Genomic DNA, 18,278 nt, shown 5'->3' on the forward strand with positions numbered 1-18,278 from the left:
AGCAAACAATTTTATAACATAACAATAACAAAATAAATCTCGCTAATTATCAAAAAAAAATTATGTGCTCGAACACATTTTTAAAAAATATTTAGTAGATTAGTAAAATATTAACAAAGTAGCTGCTGTCAAGGCTATTAAAAATGGTCTCCTTTTACATTCTGTTAAGAAGAGCTTTATTAATTATTTGTAGAAAATCAACACCAATATAAATCTAAAAACACAAATTATGAATCAACCTGCAATTCGGAATTGTCTCAAAGTCAATTTTTTCAAATTCAAAATTCCTGTCCATTTAGTACTGGTGGTAGTAATGGTGATTTTAGCTCAAGAAAAAATATTTGCAGCAGTAAGTGATTTTTCAATTCAAAACGATGCCCAATCTTTTTTAATTACAGGTACTGTGCTCGATAACACTGGGGTGCCGCTGCCTGGTGCTACTGTTATGGAGGTAGGAACAAGTACGGGGACACAAACCGATTTTGATGGTAAATTCAGTCTTAATGTATCTTCTGAAGATGCTGTGCTTAAAATAACATATGTAGGTTTTCTGTCGCAAGAGATTCCAATTGATGGTAAGAAGGAGATCCAAGTAAATCTGCAAGAGAATGTATCAAGTCTTGAGGAGATTGTTGTAGTAGGATATGGAACTCAATCTAAAAAAGATATCACTGGCTCTATAAGTGTGGTAAAGGGTGATGATATCACTTCAAGAAATGTAACTAATGTTTCCAATGCTTTACAAGGAGCTGTTGCCGGTGTTAGTGTTACCCGCAGTAGCAGTGCGCCAGGAGCAGGAAACACAATCAACATACGTGGTATTACCACTCTGCAGGGTGATAGCTCACCACTAATTCTTGTTGATGATGTGCCAGTTGACAATATTAACGATGTAAATCCAGATCAAATAGAGAGTATTTCTGTTTTAAAAGATGGTGCTTCTTCTGCAATGTATGGTTCAAGAGCAGCTGCAGGGGTTATAATTATTACAACAAAGCGTGGTAAAGAGGGGATTTACAAAGTGTCCTACAATGGCGAATTTATTATGAATACGCCTACTGAAAGCCGCAAAAATGTAAGTGTTACCCGTTATTTTGAAATGGATAATGAAAAAGCGTGGAATGATAACGGAAATACAGGTGTTGAGGATCCTACTTGGGCTTCAGATTATATTGCAAACTACGATGCAAATCATCTACTAGATCCAGATCAATTTCCAGATACAGACTGGAAAGATCTTATCCTTAATGATGCATCTTATGGTTACCGCCATAACATTGCCGTAAGTGGTGGTTCTGAAAAAATTAAATCCAGTTTTACGATGGGTTATGAATACCAGGATGCACTTTATGACAATAGCAATTGGAGAAGATATACTGGTCGATTAAATAACGACGTTAAAATTTCGGATAAGATAGGGGCAAATATCGATTTTGCAGTAAAACTTACAACAAACAATAATCCCGTAATTGATCCTACAGAATTAGCTCTAAATTCTGGTCCTAACTATGCTGCTGTATGGCAGGATGGACGTATAGCAGGTGGTAAATCTGGAGAGAATGCTTATGCAATTGTACAAAGCGGAGGTTTTCAGAAAAGTGAATCTTATTTATTTTACGGTAAGATAGGTGCCTATTACAAACCTACAGATTACCTTAAGTTATCGGTAAATCTAGCGCCTAACTTCAACTTCAATAAATACAAGTTCTTTAATGAAGCCATACCTTATTATGATTTTGATGATCCTAATCAAACCGGTGTTCCAGCTTATATTTCAGGACATAATGCAAGCCAGAATTATCTGTTAGAGAACCGTACAAATGACAATACCTTAACGACTCAGGCACTTATTAATTACGATAAAGATTTTGGTAAGCATGCATTAAGTGGAGTTCTGGGATATGAAGAATTTAATGCAGATTATGAGACGTTAAGTGTACGTGGTAATGAATTTGTAAGTTCAGATTATCCCTATCTTAATCAGGCGCCTTTAGATGGTGTATTTGATAATGGGACTACAATTTCTGAAAATGCTTATGTCTCTTACTTCGGAAGAATGGCATACAATTATAACGACACTTACTATTTGCAGGCTAATGTAAGACGTGATGGCTCGTCCCGTTTTGGTAAAGATTACAGATGGGGATCATTCCCTTCTATTTCTGCCGGTTGGGTATTGTCTAATGAAGAATTTATGAGTCCGTTGAGTGAGACCATTTCATTTTTAAAGTTTAGAGGATCTTATGGTTCATTAGGAAATGATAGATTAGGTAACTATCTATATTTATCTGTTTTACAATTTAGCAATGCTTTAATCGCAAACGGAAGCAATGTAGAAGCAGTGCGCTCTGCAGCACAGCGATTTCTTGCGGTAGAAGATGTTACTTGGGAAACCACCATTTCAAAAAACGTAGGTCTAGACTTATCGATGTTTAATAATTCGCTTTCTATTACTGCAGATTACTTTGTGAAGGATACCGAAGATATGTTACTTAATTTAAGTATTCCGTCATTAATAGGGTACGAAGATCCTACAGTAAATGTGGGAAGTATGAATACAAAAGGTTGGGAACTTGCACTATCTTACAACAATAGCATAGGAGATTTACGATACTCAATTTCTGCAAATGTTTTTGACTCAAAATCTGTTGTAGGTGATATAAACGGAAAACGCTTAATCTCTGGAAATGTAATTTCTGAGCAGGATAAGGAATTCAGAACGTGGTATGGTTATGTGTCCGATGGCATTTATCAAACTCAAGCTGAAGTGGATAATTCTCCAGTTACTAGTGCAGCGGTACGTCCCGGTGATATTCGATATAAAGATATAAGTGGTCCAGATGGTGTGCCAGATGGTGTGATCAACGAATTAGATAAACAACATCTAGGTGGTTCTTTACCGCGATACCAATATGGTGGTACACTTAATCTTAACTACAAAAATTTTGATTTTGGACTTACAGTTCAAGGAGTAGGGAAACAAAGTTTCTATTTGGCGCAAAATTACATCCGTCCGTTCTTGTATAACTGGCAAGCAGTAAACAGTATTTATGATGGTAATTATTACAGCAACTACAATACGCCAGAACAAAATGCACAAGCAGAATATCCACGTCTATCAGAAAGCTCTTCAAGTAACAACTATAGATTTTCGGACTTTTGGTTAAAAAATGGAGCATACACACGTATTAAGAATATAACCTTAGGATATACGCTTCCAGCAAGTGCAATACCTAACGCTCCTTTTACAAGCCTTCGAGTATTTGCATCGGGTAATGACTTTTTCACTTTTGATAGTTTACCAGACGGTATAGATCCCGAACAGCAAAGTGGATATTTAATTACAAAATCATTCATTTTGGGCTTAAAAGCTAACTTCTAAAAATATAGAGATGAAAAAATATATATTCAATACATTTTATACGCTTCTAATTCTAAGTGGTTTGTGTTTACAATCCTGTACCGAATTAGATCTTACACAAAAAGATGCTGCTAATTCGGGTACTTGGTACCAGACTAAAGATCAGTTTAGACAATCTCTAAATGAAAGCTATCGAGAAGTTTTTTGGCCTCTTGATGAGGTTTACGAGGGTATGGATGATGACTGGCAACGTCGAGATGTGCTTAATGCAATCAAGGCAGGAAATGTGAGCTCTGAATATGCAAAATCAAATACAGACTGGTCTAATTTATACAAAGGAATTGCACGTGTACTTGTTGTTGTTAATGAACTTGAGAATCAAACCGTACTTACCGAAGCCGAGTCTAGCCAGTTGCTTGGAGAAGCAAATTTTTTACGAGCGTCGTTTTATAGCTATTTAATCACACATTTTGGTGATGTACCCTTCTATGAGCAAGAGCTAACTGTAGATGAATCGTTTGAAGTAGCACGTACTCCTAAAGAGGAAATAAAGCTTAAACTTTATGAATATTATGATAACGCAGCTGCTACACTTCCAGTATCCTATAATGGTTTACAATATGCTACTAAAGGAGCCGCATATGCAATGAAAGCACGATTAGCCTTATATATGGGGGATTTTCAAATAGCTGCTACCGCTGCTGAAAATTGTATAAACCTTGGAGAGTACGAATTGTATGAAGATTATGCAGAACTTTTTGAGCCTACTACAAAAAACTCAAAGGAAACGATTTTTCATATTCCGCGTAATACAGATTTAAATATCATACGTAATGATAATGTGCGCGATTTTTTACCAAGGAATCACGGGGGTTATGCCGGGCGTAATCCTACCTGGGAATTATTGGCATCTTATGAGTGCGTCGATGGTTTGCCTATAGATGAATCACCTTTATTTGATCCTCAAAATCCGTTTAAAAATAGAGATCCACGTTTGCTGGCTACTATAGCTCCATTTGGTTCTTTAGAAGATGGCGATGGTCTGGAACCAGATTCTGGATCTAATTTTATGGATATTGAATATAATCCACATCCTAATGCTAAACTAGTTCGCGATTATGAAAATAATATAGACATTAGAAACCAAGACACACGTTCAATAGGAGCTTTTGCGGCATTTAACGGACTCCTGTTTAAAAAAGGAGTTACTAAAGATTGGAAAGATTACAGAACAGATCCCGATTTAATTATAATGAGATATGCAGATGTTCTTTTAATGTACGCTGAAGCCAAAATCGAACTGAACGAGATCGATCAGAGTGTTCTAAATGCGCTAAATACCGTTCGCGACAGAGCCTATGCAAATTCACCATTTACTAATCCGGAAATAACGACTACAAATCAGGCAGAATTACGTTATAAAGTGCGTAATGAGCGTAGAGCAGAATTGGCTTTTGAAGGACGTAGATACATGGATCTTATACGCTGGAGACTTGCAGAAAAGGCGTTAACCGGCTATACATATGGTTTGTTAAATGTTACAGCAGATGCTAATACAGATACGCCTCCTACAGGTCCATTGATGGATAATCTTGTAGATAAAGATCTTTGGTTTTGGGGTCAAACACCACAAATCGATGAAGACGGATTGCCAGACTTTACAGACTTACTAAATGCAGGATATTGCCGTACGCTTAATGTAACTACATTTCCAGAACGTCAATATTTATTTCCAATACCTGAAGAAGATCGCTTATTGAATCCAAATCTTACTCAGAATACAGGATACTAAATTTTAATAATTGTTTTTAGAAATACTAACTAATTAGTTATGATAAGCTTTTGTATTTCAATAGTTGTACTGGTAATTAGTTATTATACCTACGGAAAATTTGTAGAGCGTACGTTTAAAGTAGACACAACTCGCACTACACCTGCAATTAGATTACAGGATAATGTAGATTATATGCCGTTACCCAGGTGGCGCATATTTATAATTCAATTTTTGAATATTGCTGGATTGGGCCCCATATTTGGGGCCATTTCAGGAGCTATGTATGGTCCGTCTGCATTTATCTGGATTGTAATAGGAAGTATTTTTGCTGGTGGAGTTCACGACTATTTTTCAGGAATGTTATCCCTGCGTAATGATGGGTTGAGTATAAGTGAAGTAGTGGGTGTTTATCTGGGGAATAAAAGCAAATACCTTGTTAGAATATTCTCATTTGTACTTCTAATTTTTGTGGGTACCGTATTTATTGTAGGACCGGCAAAAATTATTGATGGGATGACCCAGAATATATTTGGAATTCAACTTTGGATAGGTATCATTCTAGGGTATTACATTATTTCGACGCTATTGCCTATAGACAAAATTATAAGTAAAATATACCCACTGTTTGGTATAGCTATGGTACTTATGGCATTGGGATTATTTGTTGCACTTCTTATTAATGATTATCAAATCCCAGAAATTTCTTGGACCAGTATTCAAAATGGAACTTTACAGCCCCAGGACACTCCTATTTTTCCTATGTTATTTATTACAATTAGTTGTGGCGCGATCTCCGGTTTTCACGCGACACAATCCCCTTTAATGGCTCGTTGTATGACCAGCGAAAAGCAAGGGCGCAGCATTTTTTATGGTACGATGATTACCGAAGGTATTGTGGCATTAATATGGGCTGCAGCAGCAATGGTAGTATTTAGAGGAGTTTCTGGCTTAAACGAGGCGATGTTTGCAAATGACTATAATGCTGCCTGGGCAGCAAATGAAATCACTTATAGTTTACTCGGAAAATATGGCGGCTTGCTCGCACTTATAGGTATTGTTATAGCTCCCATTACATCTGGAGATACCGCATTTAGATCTGCACGATTAATCCTTGCAGATTCATTTAAGTATGATCAGAAGAAAGTTAAAAACAGGTTGTTTTTAAGCATAGGAATATTTGTAATTGCCATAGCTCTAACCCAAGTAAACTTTGATATTATCTGGCGTTATTTTGCATGGAGTAATCAAACACTAGCCACGATGGTTCTTTGGACGATAACGATATATCTGGCACAGCGCAAAAGGAATTACTGGATTGTTTTAATTCCTTCTGTTTTTATGACAATGGTATGTACAACCTATATTTTACTAGCTCCGGAAGGTTTGCAACTAGATAATACAATTGCATATGCATTAGGAGCTATTTCAACACTTATAATTAGTGGTCTTATAGTAAGAAAAATAAAAAAAAAATAGAAAAAAAATAATGGTATGATAGCATTTAAAAATAATTACAACAGTGTACTGTACAGTTGTTGTTTACTCCTAAGTCTTCTAATTTCTAGTTGCACTTCAAAAGATTATGAGGATTTTAAATCTGTTCAGGTAGATGCAGATTTATATACGATAATTCCGGCGCCTCAAAACATAGAGACCAAAAGTGGCGTTTTTGTACTAGACAATACAACATCTATACAAGCAGAGAGTAGTGCCTCAAATGAAGTTGATTATTTAAAACATATGCTGAAAGAAATCGCAGATGTAGAAATAGAAACCACCTCGGAAAGTACACATGCAATACAACTTGAACTTTCTGATGAGGTAAAGGCTGAAGAAGGTTATAGTTTAGATATTCAATATGATGCGATCAAAATAAAAGCAAAAACTACAAAAGGGCTTTTTTATGCTGTGGAAACATTGAGACAGCTGGTTCAGAAAGTTGTAATAGATAGTAAATCATATACTGTAATTCCTGCATTATCTATTGAAGATGAGCCGCGCTTTGCTTATCGTGGAATGATGTTAGACACCGGACGCTATTTTTATGATGTCGAATTTGTAAAACAGTTTATAGATTTAATTGCTCTACATAAAATGAATACGTTTCATTGGCATCTTACCGAAGATCAGGGGTGGCGGATAGAAATTAAAAAATATCCTAAACTTACTGAAATAGGAGCGTGGCGTAATGGTACAGAGATAGGTCATACTCCGGGTGACGAAAGTGATAATAAAAAACACGGAGGCTTTTACAGTCAAGAGGAGATTAAAGAAGTTGTCGCTTACGCAGCAAAACGACACGTTAGAATTATTCCGGAAATTGATATGCCAGGCCATAATGGTGCAGCTATTGCATCTTATCCCTTTTTAAGTTGTTTCCCAGAAGAACCAACAAAAATGAATGATAATATAATTTCTGAATTAACAAAAGAGAAAATGAATTCAGGAACCCAGAAGGTTGTACAAGAATCCTGGGGTATAAAGTCTGATGTTTTATGTGCCGGAAAAGAAAGCACCTATTTATTTTATGAGAATGTATTAAGCGAAGTAATGCAATTATTTCCGTCGTCATATATCCACATTGGAGGTGATGAATGTCTTAAAGATAATTGGGAACAATGTCCGCATTGCCAACAAAAAATAAAAAATGAAGGTTTAGAGGGTGAAGAAGAGTTACAAAGTTATTTCATTCAGCATATGGAACGCTTTGTAAACAAGAACGGAAAACAAATTATAGGATGGGATGAGATTCTTGAAGGTGGTTTAGCACCCAACGCCACGGTAATGTCTTGGCGTGGTGTTGCTGGTGGAATTGAAGCCGCTCAATTAGGTCAGAACGTGATTATGACACCCAGAGAACCTTATTATTTTGATTATTATCAAGTTAATGACACTATAAACGAACCGCTTACAATAGGAGGAAGAGGACCAAATACGGTTGAAGATGTGTACACTTTTGAACCTATTCCATCTGAACTAACCAAGGAAGAAGAAAAAAATATTCTAGGTATTCAGGCAAACCTGTGGACAGAATATATAAGTACACCCGAATACGCAGAATATATGATTTTGCCTAGAATGACTGCACTTTCTGAAGTAGCCTGGTCACCCAAAGAGCAGACTAAAGATTATAAATCATTCCTAAAACGACTGGCTATTTTTAAAAAGAATTACGAAGACCGTAATTTAAATTACGCGAAACACGTATTTGATTAGTAAATAGCATTTATGTCAAATTAAGCCGGTAGTTTTTAAAAACTACCGGCTTAAATTTTTCTTTAAAAATGACGCTGTCTTGCTTATTTGATTTTCTGAAACTTCTTCAGGAGTTCCTGCTATAACAACATTTCCACCCTCATTTCCTGCTCCGGGTCCCATATCAATTACCCAATCACTGGATGCAATTATTTGCATATCGTGCTCAACTACTATAACGGTATTACCAGCTTCAACTAGTTTTTCTAGTTGTAGTTGTAATTTTTCTACATCTGTAGGATGCAATCCTGTTGTAGGTTCGTCAAGAATATACAGCGTATTTCCGCGATTTAGGCGTTGAAGTTCTTTAGCTAATTTAATACGTTGTGCCTCGCCTCCCGAGAGTTCGGTTGCGGGTTGTCCTAATCGCAGATAACCAAGACCTACTTCCTGTAGCACCTTTAATGTACGGTTTACCCGATCGTCCTCTTCAAAAAACAGAAGAGCCTCGTCAACAGTCATTTCTAAAACCTGAGCAATATTTTTATTCTTATAAGTAACTGCTAAAGTTTCCGGGTTGTAACGAGAACCTTCACACACCGGACAAGGTGCATAAACACTTGGAAGAAACAAAAGTTCGACCATTACAAAACCTTCTCCATCACAATTACCGCAGCGGCCTTTACCTACATTAAAGGAAAATCTTCCAGCTTTATATTTTTTTGATTTTGCGAGTGGAGTAGAAGCAAATATTTTTCGTACCACATCAAAAAAACCAGTATATGTAGCCAGATTAGATCTAGGAGTTCTACCTATAGGTTTTTGATTAACTACAACCATTCTTTTCAGACTAGTTGCACCATTTGCAATTGTACCTGATGTAGACGCTGTACTATTTAGAACTTCATCAGATTCTTCGTCTTCTATTTGATCGTTAGAATCTTGACCTAAATGGACTTTCATTAAATCAACTAGCACCTGACTCACTAAGCTACTCTTTCCAGATCCAGAAATACCGGTAACGCTAGTTAATGCCCCCAACGGAAATGAAACGTCAATATTTTTTAGATTGTTTATTGAAATGTTATTCAATTCTAGCCATCCTGCTGGCGAGAATACCTTTTTTGTAACTAACGGGTGCTCATTAAAAAGGTGTTTCCGAGTTTTAGATTCTGTGCACTGGCGTAACCCTTCTGGGGGACCACTATAAATAATATTTCCGCCGGCAGAACCAGCTTCTGGACCAACATCTACAATCCAGTCTGCGTGTTTTATGATATCCAGATCGTGTTCAACAATAAAAAGCGAATTACCACCACTTTTTAATTTATCTAATGTGCTCAATAATGCCTCTGTATCTGCCGGATGCAGTCCTGCCGAGGGTTCATCGAGAACGTAGACCACTCCAAATAGATTGCTGCGTACTTGAGTAGCCAATCTCAAACGCTGATGCTCACCGGGAGAAAGAGTAGGAGTATTTCTGTCTAATGACAAATAACCCAGGCCTAATTCTAATAGTACTGCAACGCGATTTACAAGATCTTCTGCAATACGTTGTGCAACAATAGCTTTCTCTTTATGGCTTGTAGCAATTTTTTTTAGGGCAGGAGCACTACCCTTACTATAAGGTTCAAAAATTACATTTAATTTTTTAAGAGGTAATTGAGAAATGTCCGCAATGTCATACCCTGCAAATGTGACAGAAAGTGACTCTTTCCGTAATTTTTTACCATTGCATACCGGGCATTCACTTTTAACCATATAATTAGACACCCTTTTTTTCATTAAGGCGCTTTGTGAATTTGCAAATGTGTGTAAGATATATTTTTTAGCGCCAATGAAGGTACCTTTATAGCTCGGTTGTAAGCCATCTTTTATAGCCTGCTGAACTTGCTCCCGATTGTAGTTTCTATAAACCGGAACTTGTGGCTGCTCATCTGTAAAAAGAATCCAGTCACGCTGTTTCTGCGGAAGATCTTTCCAAGGGATATCAACATCATAACCTAATGTTACCAAAATATCTCTTAGGTTTTTTCCTTGCCAGGCTTTTGGCCAGGCATCGATAGCGCGCTCTCTAATGCTTAATGTATCGTCTGGAACCAGACTCTTTTCTGTAACTTCATAAACACTCCCTAAACCGTGACACTCAGGACAAGCACCCTCAGGCGTATTTGTTGAAAAAGAATCTGCATACAAAATAGATTGTCCTTTGGGATAATCTCCCGCTCGCGAGTACAGCATACGCAGCAGATTTGATAGCGTTGTAACAGATCCTACAGAAGAGCGATTGCTCCCCGAGCTTCGGTGCTGTTGTAGGGCTACAGCAGGAGGTAAGCCTTCTATAGAATCTACTTCGGGAATGGGCATCTGATTAAAAAGTCTGCGGGCATAAGGAGAAACAGACTCAAGATAACGGCGTTGTGCTTCAGCATATAAAGTACCAAAAGCCAATGATGATTTTCCGGATCCAGATATTCCTGTGAATACTACGAGCGCATTCCGTGGTATTTTAAGAGAAACATCTTTAAGGTTATTTTGTCGTGCTCCGCTAACTGTTACAAAGCCATTATCATTATTTATCTTGCCCATAAACGGCGAAGGTGCAATAAATATACCAATGCGTGTTTTAATTGGATAACTGTGTGCTACCTTTTGACAAGGTGATAATTTCTTTTGCTAAAATTAAAGTAGGATCAATAAGTTTCGCAGTTTTTGCATGATGACCAAGTTCCTTTTCTAAAGGAAAGAGTAGTGGTAATTCTGTACATCCCAAAATGAGTATATCTGCACCCTGCGTAATTAGATAATTTGCTGCCTCCAAAATGTTATTCTTTGCATTGCCGGTTACAAAACCCGCTTTTACACCCTCTTTTCCGTAAATACTTTCCATAACGAGATCTTGATGCGTTTCATCAGGAATTAAAACATCAAAACCAAATTCGTTTAAAACATGATGATAAACTCGGCTCGCAACAGTTCCTGAGGTAGCTAGTAAACCTACAACAACGTTGTTTCCGAAGTTTTCTAATATATGCGATGCTGTTACCGAAAGCATATTAATGATAGGAGTTTTGAGATGGCTCTGTATAGCTTTTACATACGCGTGTGCAGTATTACACGGAATGGCAATCGCATTAACGCCGGCTGCTTCGAGCCGTTTACAAGTTGAAAATAGAGCGATTGTAGGATCTGTTTCATTATGAATTAAGTTTGCAGTTCTATCTGGAATTTGGGGATTTTGATCTACAATCATTTTTATATGATCCTGATCTTTATGGGCAGGTGTATTTAGAATCACTTTGTTCATAAAATCTACCGTAGCAGTAGGTCCGACTCCACCCACAATACCAAGTTTAAATGGCGGTGTTGAAATTGAAGCTGATGTGCTTAAGGCGTAATCTGCATAAACCTGGTTCACATCTATGATTGAAATTCCCCTTTTCCAAAGTTGGTTTGTAATTAATGATAACTCTGTTATACATGGCAAAATCACATCGCAATCAGCTTGAAGTAATTGGTTGCATTCCTCATAGATATATTCTAAAGGTAGGCCATCGAGATAGCCATTTTTAATACCGTAAGTACCATAAATAGCATCCATCAATGCAGTTTGATTTTGAGGAAAGACAAGCTCATAATCCTCAAAATAAGTAGTTATGAGTGGTAAGTTTTTGACAAAATCTGATGTTAGTATGCCTATTTTTGAACCCTTCTTATAATTTAGTTTTAAATAGTAAGAAAGCGCTTCAAACATATTGACAATAGGAAGTGAAACCTCTTCCTGTAACTCGTTTAGAAAAGAATGACTTGCAAAACAAGGTAACAAGATTTTAGAAAATTCTTTTTGTTCAAAACTTTTACAAATAGAAAAAGCATAGAATTTTCTCGATTTTATATCATTTTCATGATACAAAGGAACATCCATTTTTTTATAAGGTTGTTGTTCAAATGAAAAGTAATACTTAGACTGGTTTTTGAGTACTTCTTTATTTTTAAGTAATTTTAGTAGTAAATCACCACCTGACAAGGTTCCTAAACCCCCAATAACTGCAATCTTTTCCATTAAATAAAATTAAGTCAAAGATATTGATCAGTTATATTACTTAGCTGATTTTTATAATTAATTGGAGGTGTTTAAGTTGAACCAATCCCAGTGGCATCTCATATTTAATATTCTTCGTAAATTTTAAATATGAAGTGCTTATTATCCTAAATGCGAGCGAATAATCACTTAGCGACTACATTTTACTTTTTTTATTAGAACTTAATTTAAGTTAATAAATTACCATCTTCATCCCATTCTGCGATAACGCCACGTTCATCTTGATTAATACATTTTTTAATCCACTCAGGATCATAACTAACCCCATGTTTTTGAAGCACCTCTTCAGGAACACCATCCCAAATATTGGGTTGATTTCCTTTATACCCTAAATCTTCTAGACCCATTTTTGAAGTGTAATAACCGGTCATTGTGAGGTTACGCATCGTTGTAAAAAACTGAATCTCCAAAGGCTGTTCCCAGCCCGGTTTATCCCGATTGGGGTATGCAATGCTATCTAAAATAATCTTTTGATTTCCTTCGGGAGTTTCTTTAAATTCTGCATTAAATTTTGTGTTAGCAGTATGATCAAGCCACATTAATCCACCTCGAATTGGGGTTTGATAATAGGGCATATCTTTTACTATAAACTCAATAAATGCAGGGACACCTGCATCTGTGGCACTTCCATAATTTTCATTTGCCGGTAAAATTAGCGCACAAAGTGTTTCTAAAGTTTCCATTTCATGCGTGTTAAAAAATTGATCCTCATTGAGTTCTTCAATAAGCTTTAATTCTTCAGGAGTTCTCCCAAAATAGTTATCAGCAGCTTTTGCAATTTGAGGATCTGGTGGTGCTATATCAGTAGTACATCCAGATAACATAAGTCCGGTTCCAAGAGAACCTAAAAACATAGATTTTAAACTATCTCTTCTATCCATGATTTAAATATTTTGTTGTTTTAATTGTTCGATAATGTAATCTGAAGCTCTCCACGAAAGTGCTAAAATTGTCCAGGTAGGATTTTTATCTGCTTGTGATACAAACGGTCCTGCATCAACAATAAAAACATTATCTACATCGTGCAACTGTTGAAATTTATTTACTACAGAAGTTGCCGGGTCATTACCCATTCGTGTGGTTCCAACTTCGTGAATTATGCGTCCTGGATTTTCTAAACCATAGTTAGATTCTTTTGAGGGTGCATTTTGCAGGAGAGTACCTCCCATATTGTGTACAATTTCTTCAAAAGTATCATTCATATGTTTGGCTTGATTTACCTCATATTCAGACCATTTATAATTGAAACGTAGTACCGGAATACCAAATGCATCAACGGTAGTAGGATCTATTTCGCAATAATTATCTTTCATAGCAATAGATTCTCCGCGACCTGCCATACCTATGGTAGAACCATAATATTTTTTGATATCAGATCTCAAACTATTACCGTATCCACCCACTTTCTGGTTAAAGAACCTGTTAAGATCATTAGGATTAAAGCCAAATCCATAACTCGGCATTCCCAGGCCGCCCCAGACTTCGATGTGGTAACCTCTAGGGAAATTTAGTTTTTTATTATCACCCCACCATGGTGTATACACGTGCATACCACCTACGCCATCTTCGTTGTAAGTATCTCTATTCATCAATTCTGGAATAAAAGCAGAACGACTTGCTCCGGTAGAATCGTGCAAATATTTTCCTACATGATCACTACTATTTCCTAAGCCATTAGGATGCTGTTCACTCTTAGAATTAAGAAGAATACGAGCTGAACTACAAGCCGAAGCTGCAAGAACCACAACTCGTCCTTTTAACTTGTATTCTTTTCTGTCTTCTTTATTGATGTAAGAAACTCCAGTAGCTTTACCTTCAGTATTGGTAGTCACCTCACGAACCATCGCATTAGTAAACAGATCAATCTGACCTCCATTTTTTTGTGCAGGAAAAATTAGACAAGTCCCCGAAGAAAAATCAGCATAGACAGAACATGCACGAGAACATTGACCGCAATAAAAGCATATACCCCGGTCATCGTTAATTTTTTTAGTGAGCATAGACATACGGGAAGGTATTACCGGAATATTTGACTTGCGAGCTCCTTTTATATAGAAAAGTTCGTGTAATCTAGGTTTTGGAGGAGGAAGAAAAAAACCATTAGGTTCGTTTTCAAAATTCTCTTTAGATCCAAATACACCAATTAATTTATCTACTTTATCATAATAAGGCTTCACATCTTCATACCCTATTGGCCAGTCATCCCCGTGACCGTCATAGCTTTTATGTTTAAAATCACGCTCACCAAAACGCAAAGAAATGCGCCCCCAGTGATTTGTACGACCACCTAACATTCTAGATCTAAACCAGTCAAATCGTGTATCATCTTTTTGTGTGTAGGGTTCACCTTCAATGTCCCATCCCCCGTAAGCACTGTCAAAATCACCAAAGGGTCTTCTGTTAGAAGCTCCACGTCGTGGTGATTCATAAGGCCATTTAAGCTGTGTGCGTTGTTCCGGAGCAGCAGGATCAAAATAGGGTCCTGCCTCAACTACCGCTATTTTGAGACCGGCATCTGCGAGTACTTTAGTAGCCATTCCGCCGCCTGCACCAGACCCAACGATTATGACATCATACATTTTAGATGATTCTTTTATTTGCATATTAATAAGATTATAATATTAACTGTGATTAATGAGTTTTTTGTGACCGTATAAAAAAGGTAAAAAGGTACTATTTATGTTAATTTATCAAAATTTCAATATTTTGTGACAATTATACTAAAAGGTTTTATTAAAATTGCTAAAACGTTTTACTTTAACGTTTGCGTATTTTTTGATAAAACTAATGTTACAAATTGGAATTAAATATTCCGGAAACTAAACAATTATGGACAAGAACTTTAGAAAACTTATTCTGGTTTTTTTCTTTGCGTTAGGTATGACTTCTATACATACCGTGAATGCGCAAAGTGGAAAAACTGTTACGGGAACAGTAAATGATCCCAGCGGAATGCCTTTGCCGGGGGTTACGGTTCAGGAAAAAGGCACTTCAAACGGAGTAGCAACAGACTTTGATGGTAATTTTAGCATTGATGTAAGTGGAAACAATGCAGTATTGGTTTTCTCTTATGTAGGAATGGATAACTTAGAAAAAGTTATAGGCTCGCAAGATTCATTTACAGTAACCATGGAGTCTAGTGAAGAGTCACTTGAGGAAGTGGTTTTAATTGGTTATGGTTCACAAGAACGTAGAGCGGTATCTACGGCTGTGACTAAAGTAGAAACCGATGATTTTAATCAAGGGGTAGTTTCCTCTCCAGTTGAGTTAATTCAAGGTAAGGTTGCCGGTCTTCAAATTACAAGAGCTGGTGGTAATAATCCTAATGGAGGAACTTCTATACAACTTAGGGGTGTCACATCGATAACCGGATCTACATCACCACTAATAGTAATAGATGGAATTCCTGGTGGTAATCTTGACTTACTTCAGCAAAATGATATTGAGTCATTTGATGTTTTAAAAGATGGAGCTGCTGCGGCAATTTATGGAACACGAGGTACTAATGGTGTGATATTAATTACAACTAAAAAAGGAAAGAAGGGTACAAGCACATTCAACTACTCTACGTTTGTATCTCGAGATTATGTAAATAGTAAGCCAGATTTTCTATCGGCTGATCAGTTTAGAGCAGCAATTGCCGATGGTATAATAAGTGAAAATAATGATCTAGGAGCTTCTACAGATATTTTTGATGAATTGATAAATAACTCAAATTTAACTCAATATCATAACTTTATTGCATCTGGAGGTAGTGAAAACAGTAACTACAGAGCTTCATTGTATTATAAAGACTCACAAGGAATCGCTCTTGAAAATGGCCGAGAAGAATTTGGTGTGCGCGCAAGCTTTAACCAAAAAGGACTTGATGATAAGTTGACTTTTGCTTCAAGTGTTGTAGTTAACGTAAATGACGCAAATCTTTTAGGAGGTGGACAATTTGGGATTGTAACAGACTGGAACCCTACCGCACCCATATACGCACCGTTTAATACTTCAGAAGAAGGAGAGTTATTTAACCAAGGACGCTACGGATTCTATCAACCTGAAAATGGTTACAATCCATTTTCTGAGTATGCAAATCGTTTCAACCAAAGAAAACAACTTACTTTTTCTGGAGATGTTAAATTAGCATACGAAGTTACACCGGGTTTAGTAGCTTCTGTCTTTGGGTCGTATCAGAGAAACTCTTATAATGATCGTTTCTACCGCTCTACACAAGATTATCAGCAATATAATACAGGTAGTCCATATTTTGGAACCGGTTACGCTTACAAGGGTAATCATCTTGACTTTACACAAACAATAGAGCCCACAATAACTTTTTCAAAGGATCTAGGAGATAATAGTTTTGAACTTTTAGGAGGTTATAGTTATCAGTATTCTACCACAGAGAACTCATCAATGGATAACAGTGGTTTTACAACAGATGGTTTTGAAGACTGGAATTTTGGTGCAGGTAACGCCATCACAGATACAGATTTACCGCGACCTAATCTTTCTAGTTTTAAAGAAGATAATACACTTATAGCTTATTTTACCCGACTTAGTTATAACTACTTAGATCGTTACTTTTTACAAGCCTCTGTACGACACGAGGGTTCTTCTCGTTTTGGGTCTAACAATAAATGGGCTAGTTTCCCGGCAATATCTGGGGCTTGGTTAATATCTGACGAACCTTTTATTGAAGATGTTGACTGGTTAAATAATTTAAAACTGAGAGCCGGTTACGGTATTACGGGTAATCAGGGAATTCCTAATTATCAATCAATAGTTACGTTAGGAACCGGAGGTAAATACCCAGTATTTCTTGATGGAGCGGATGGAGCGACTTATTATCAAACCTATGGGCCGGTTAAAAACCCAAATCCGGATTTAAAATGGGAGACTAAAAAAGAATTTAACATAGGTCTAGATTTTGGATTTTGGTATAACAAACTTAGCGGTTCTATCGATTACTATACCCGTCGCACCGAAGACTTATTATTAAGCTATGATGTTCCTCAGCCCCCATTTGTGCAAGGAAGTATTTATACAAACGTGGGTAACATTACTAATAATGGTCTTGAACTGGCTCTTAGTTACAGAGCACTTGATAAAGGAGAATTTAAATGGAATATTGATTTTGTAGGAAGTTATCAAAACAATGAACTTACCACCCTATCTAATCAAATATTTTCAGTAAGTGAACTGTATGGCGGTAACATTGGAAACCCAGGTAATTTAGGAGATGCTATAAGAAATACTGAAGGTGGACCCATCGGTAATTTTTATGGAAAACGATTTGCTGGTTTTACAGTAGATGGCAAATGGTTATTTCATAAAGCAGATGGAACCATTGGGAGAGCTAGTGATATGGCTGAAGAAGATAAATCAATAATTGGGAATGGTCTGCCAAAGTATTATGCTTCGCTAACAAACACTTTTAGATATAAGAATTTTGACCTTACCGTTTTACTACGTGGGAAGTTTAAATATGACATCTTAAATACAGTTGATTTATTCTACGGTAACCCAAGCTTATTGCCAGGTAATGTACTTACCTCTGCCTTAGGGAAGTATAGCAATATCACAGAAGCACCTCAATATTCTGATTATTATCTCGAGAAAGGTGATTTTGTAAAGCTTGATAACTTGACTTTAGGATATAATTTTAATCTTAAAGATACCAGTTTATTTAGTGCCCTGCGCATTTTTGGTAGTGCTAGAAACCTTGCAACTTTTACAGGATACACAGGCCGTGATCCTGAAGTACAGGATACAGGATTGTATCCCGGAATAGATGATAGGAATTTCTACCCACGCACAATTACTGTAACTGCAGGTGTAAATGTTAACTTTTAATA

The 18,278-nt window shown here is 36.7% G+C and carries 9 protein-coding genes; 5 read left to right on the forward strand and 4 right to left on the reverse strand.

Features of this window, described 5'->3' with window-relative positions; all coding sequences use genetic code 11:
• Nucleotides 1-229: 229 nt before the first annotated feature.
• The 4 genes from DSM00_RS13395 to DSM00_RS13410 are packed head-to-tail and all read left to right on the forward strand — an operon-like array spanning nt 230 to nt 8,351.
• Complete coding sequence (locus tag DSM00_RS13395) at nt 230-3,382, forward strand: SusC/RagA family TonB-linked outer membrane protein (RefSeq protein WP_128758478.1); 3,153 nt, start codon at nt 230-232, stop codon at nt 3,380-3,382.
• Nucleotides 3,383-3,392: 10 nt separating this feature from the next.
• A complete protein-coding gene (locus DSM00_RS13400; protein ID WP_128758479.1) occupies nt 3,393-5,153 on the forward strand; it encodes a RagB/SusD family nutrient uptake outer membrane protein in 1,761 nt (586 codons plus the stop codon).
• A 39-nt stretch (nt 5,154-5,192) separates the two neighbouring features.
• Nucleotides 5,193-6,611: a carbon starvation CstA family protein gene (locus tag DSM00_RS13405; RefSeq protein ID WP_128758480.1), complete on the forward strand. Its 1,419-nt coding sequence runs from the start codon at nt 5,193-5,195 to the stop codon at nt 6,609-6,611.
• 15 nt (nt 6,612-6,626) lie between these two features.
• Entirely contained in the window at nt 6,627-8,351 is a 1,725-nt protein-coding gene (locus DSM00_RS13410) for a beta-N-acetylhexosaminidase (protein WP_128758481.1), read from the forward strand.
• Nucleotides 8,352-8,393: 42 nt separating this feature from the next.
• On the opposite strand, the gene uvrA is transcribed toward DSM00_RS13410, so the two are convergent.
• The 4 genes from uvrA to DSM00_RS13430 all read right to left on the reverse strand — a co-directional run bounded on the left by uvrA (nt 8,394) and on the right by DSM00_RS13430 (nt 15,035).
• Nucleotides 8,394-10,919: an excinuclease ABC subunit UvrA gene (gene uvrA, locus DSM00_RS13415; RefSeq protein WP_128758482.1), complete on the reverse strand. Its 2,526-nt coding sequence runs from the start codon at nt 10,917-10,919 to the stop codon at nt 8,394-8,396.
• A gap of 37 nt (nt 10,920-10,956) precedes the next feature.
• On the reverse strand, nt 10,957-12,393 hold the full coding sequence (locus DSM00_RS13420; protein WP_128758483.1) for a cysteate racemase: 1,437 nt from the start codon (nt 12,391-12,393) through the stop codon (nt 10,957-10,959).
• 206 nt (nt 12,394-12,599) lie between these two features.
• Complete coding sequence (locus DSM00_RS13425) at nt 12,600-13,313, reverse strand: gluconate 2-dehydrogenase subunit 3 family protein (RefSeq protein WP_128758484.1); 714 nt, start codon at nt 13,311-13,313, stop codon at nt 12,600-12,602.
• Nucleotides 13,314-13,316: 3 nt separating this feature from the next.
• The gene (locus DSM00_RS13430; RefSeq protein WP_128758485.1) at nt 13,317-15,035 is read right to left on the reverse strand and encodes a GMC family oxidoreductase; all 1,719 of its coding nucleotides are present in this window, start codon (nt 15,033-15,035) and stop codon (nt 13,317-13,319) included.
• Nucleotides 15,036-15,261: 226 nt separating this feature from the next.
• Here DSM00_RS13430 and DSM00_RS13435 point away from each other — a divergent pair, with 226 nt between their 5' ends.
• Nucleotides 15,262-18,276, forward strand: coding sequence for a SusC/RagA family TonB-linked outer membrane protein (locus tag DSM00_RS13435; protein ID WP_128758486.1), 3,015 nt, complete (start codon nt 15,262-15,264; stop codon nt 18,274-18,276).
• Nucleotides 18,277-18,278 lie beyond the last annotated feature (2 nt).

It is taken from the genome of Leeuwenhoekiella aequorea, assembly GCF_004104375.1.
GTDB lineage: Bacteria > Bacteroidota > Bacteroidia > Flavobacteriales > Flavobacteriaceae > Leeuwenhoekiella > Leeuwenhoekiella aequorea.

Bases quoted from the DNA above. Each gene is read 5' to 3' on its own strand.
- uvrA (WP_128758482.1), bottom strand. From the start codon at position 10,919: ATGGGCAAGATAAATAATGATAATGGCTTTGTAACAGTTAGCGGAGCA.
- DSM00_RS13435 (WP_128758486.1), top strand. From the start codon at position 15,262: ATGGACAAGAACTTTAGAAAACTTATTCTGGTTTTTTTCTTTGCGTTA.
- DSM00_RS13400 (WP_128758479.1), top strand. From the start codon at position 3,393: ATGAAAAAATATATATTCAATACATTTTATACGCTTCTAATTCTAAGT.
- DSM00_RS13430 (WP_128758485.1), bottom strand. From the start codon at position 15,035: ATGCAAATAAAAGAATCATCTAAAATGTATGATGTCATAATCGTTGGG.
- DSM00_RS13410 (WP_128758481.1), top strand. From the start codon at position 6,627: ATGATAGCATTTAAAAATAATTACAACAGTGTACTGTACAGTTGTTGT.
- DSM00_RS13420 (WP_128758483.1), bottom strand. From the start codon at position 12,393: ATGGAAAAGATTGCAGTTATTGGGGGTTTAGGAACCTTGTCAGGTGGT.
- DSM00_RS13425 (WP_128758484.1), bottom strand. From the start codon at position 13,313: ATGGATAGAAGAGATAGTTTAAAATCTATGTTTTTAGGTTCTCTTGGA.
- DSM00_RS13395 (WP_128758478.1), top strand. From the start codon at position 230: ATGAATCAACCTGCAATTCGGAATTGTCTCAAAGTCAATTTTTTCAAA.
- DSM00_RS13405 (WP_128758480.1), top strand. From the start codon at position 5,193: ATGATAAGCTTTTGTATTTCAATAGTTGTACTGGTAATTAGTTATTAT.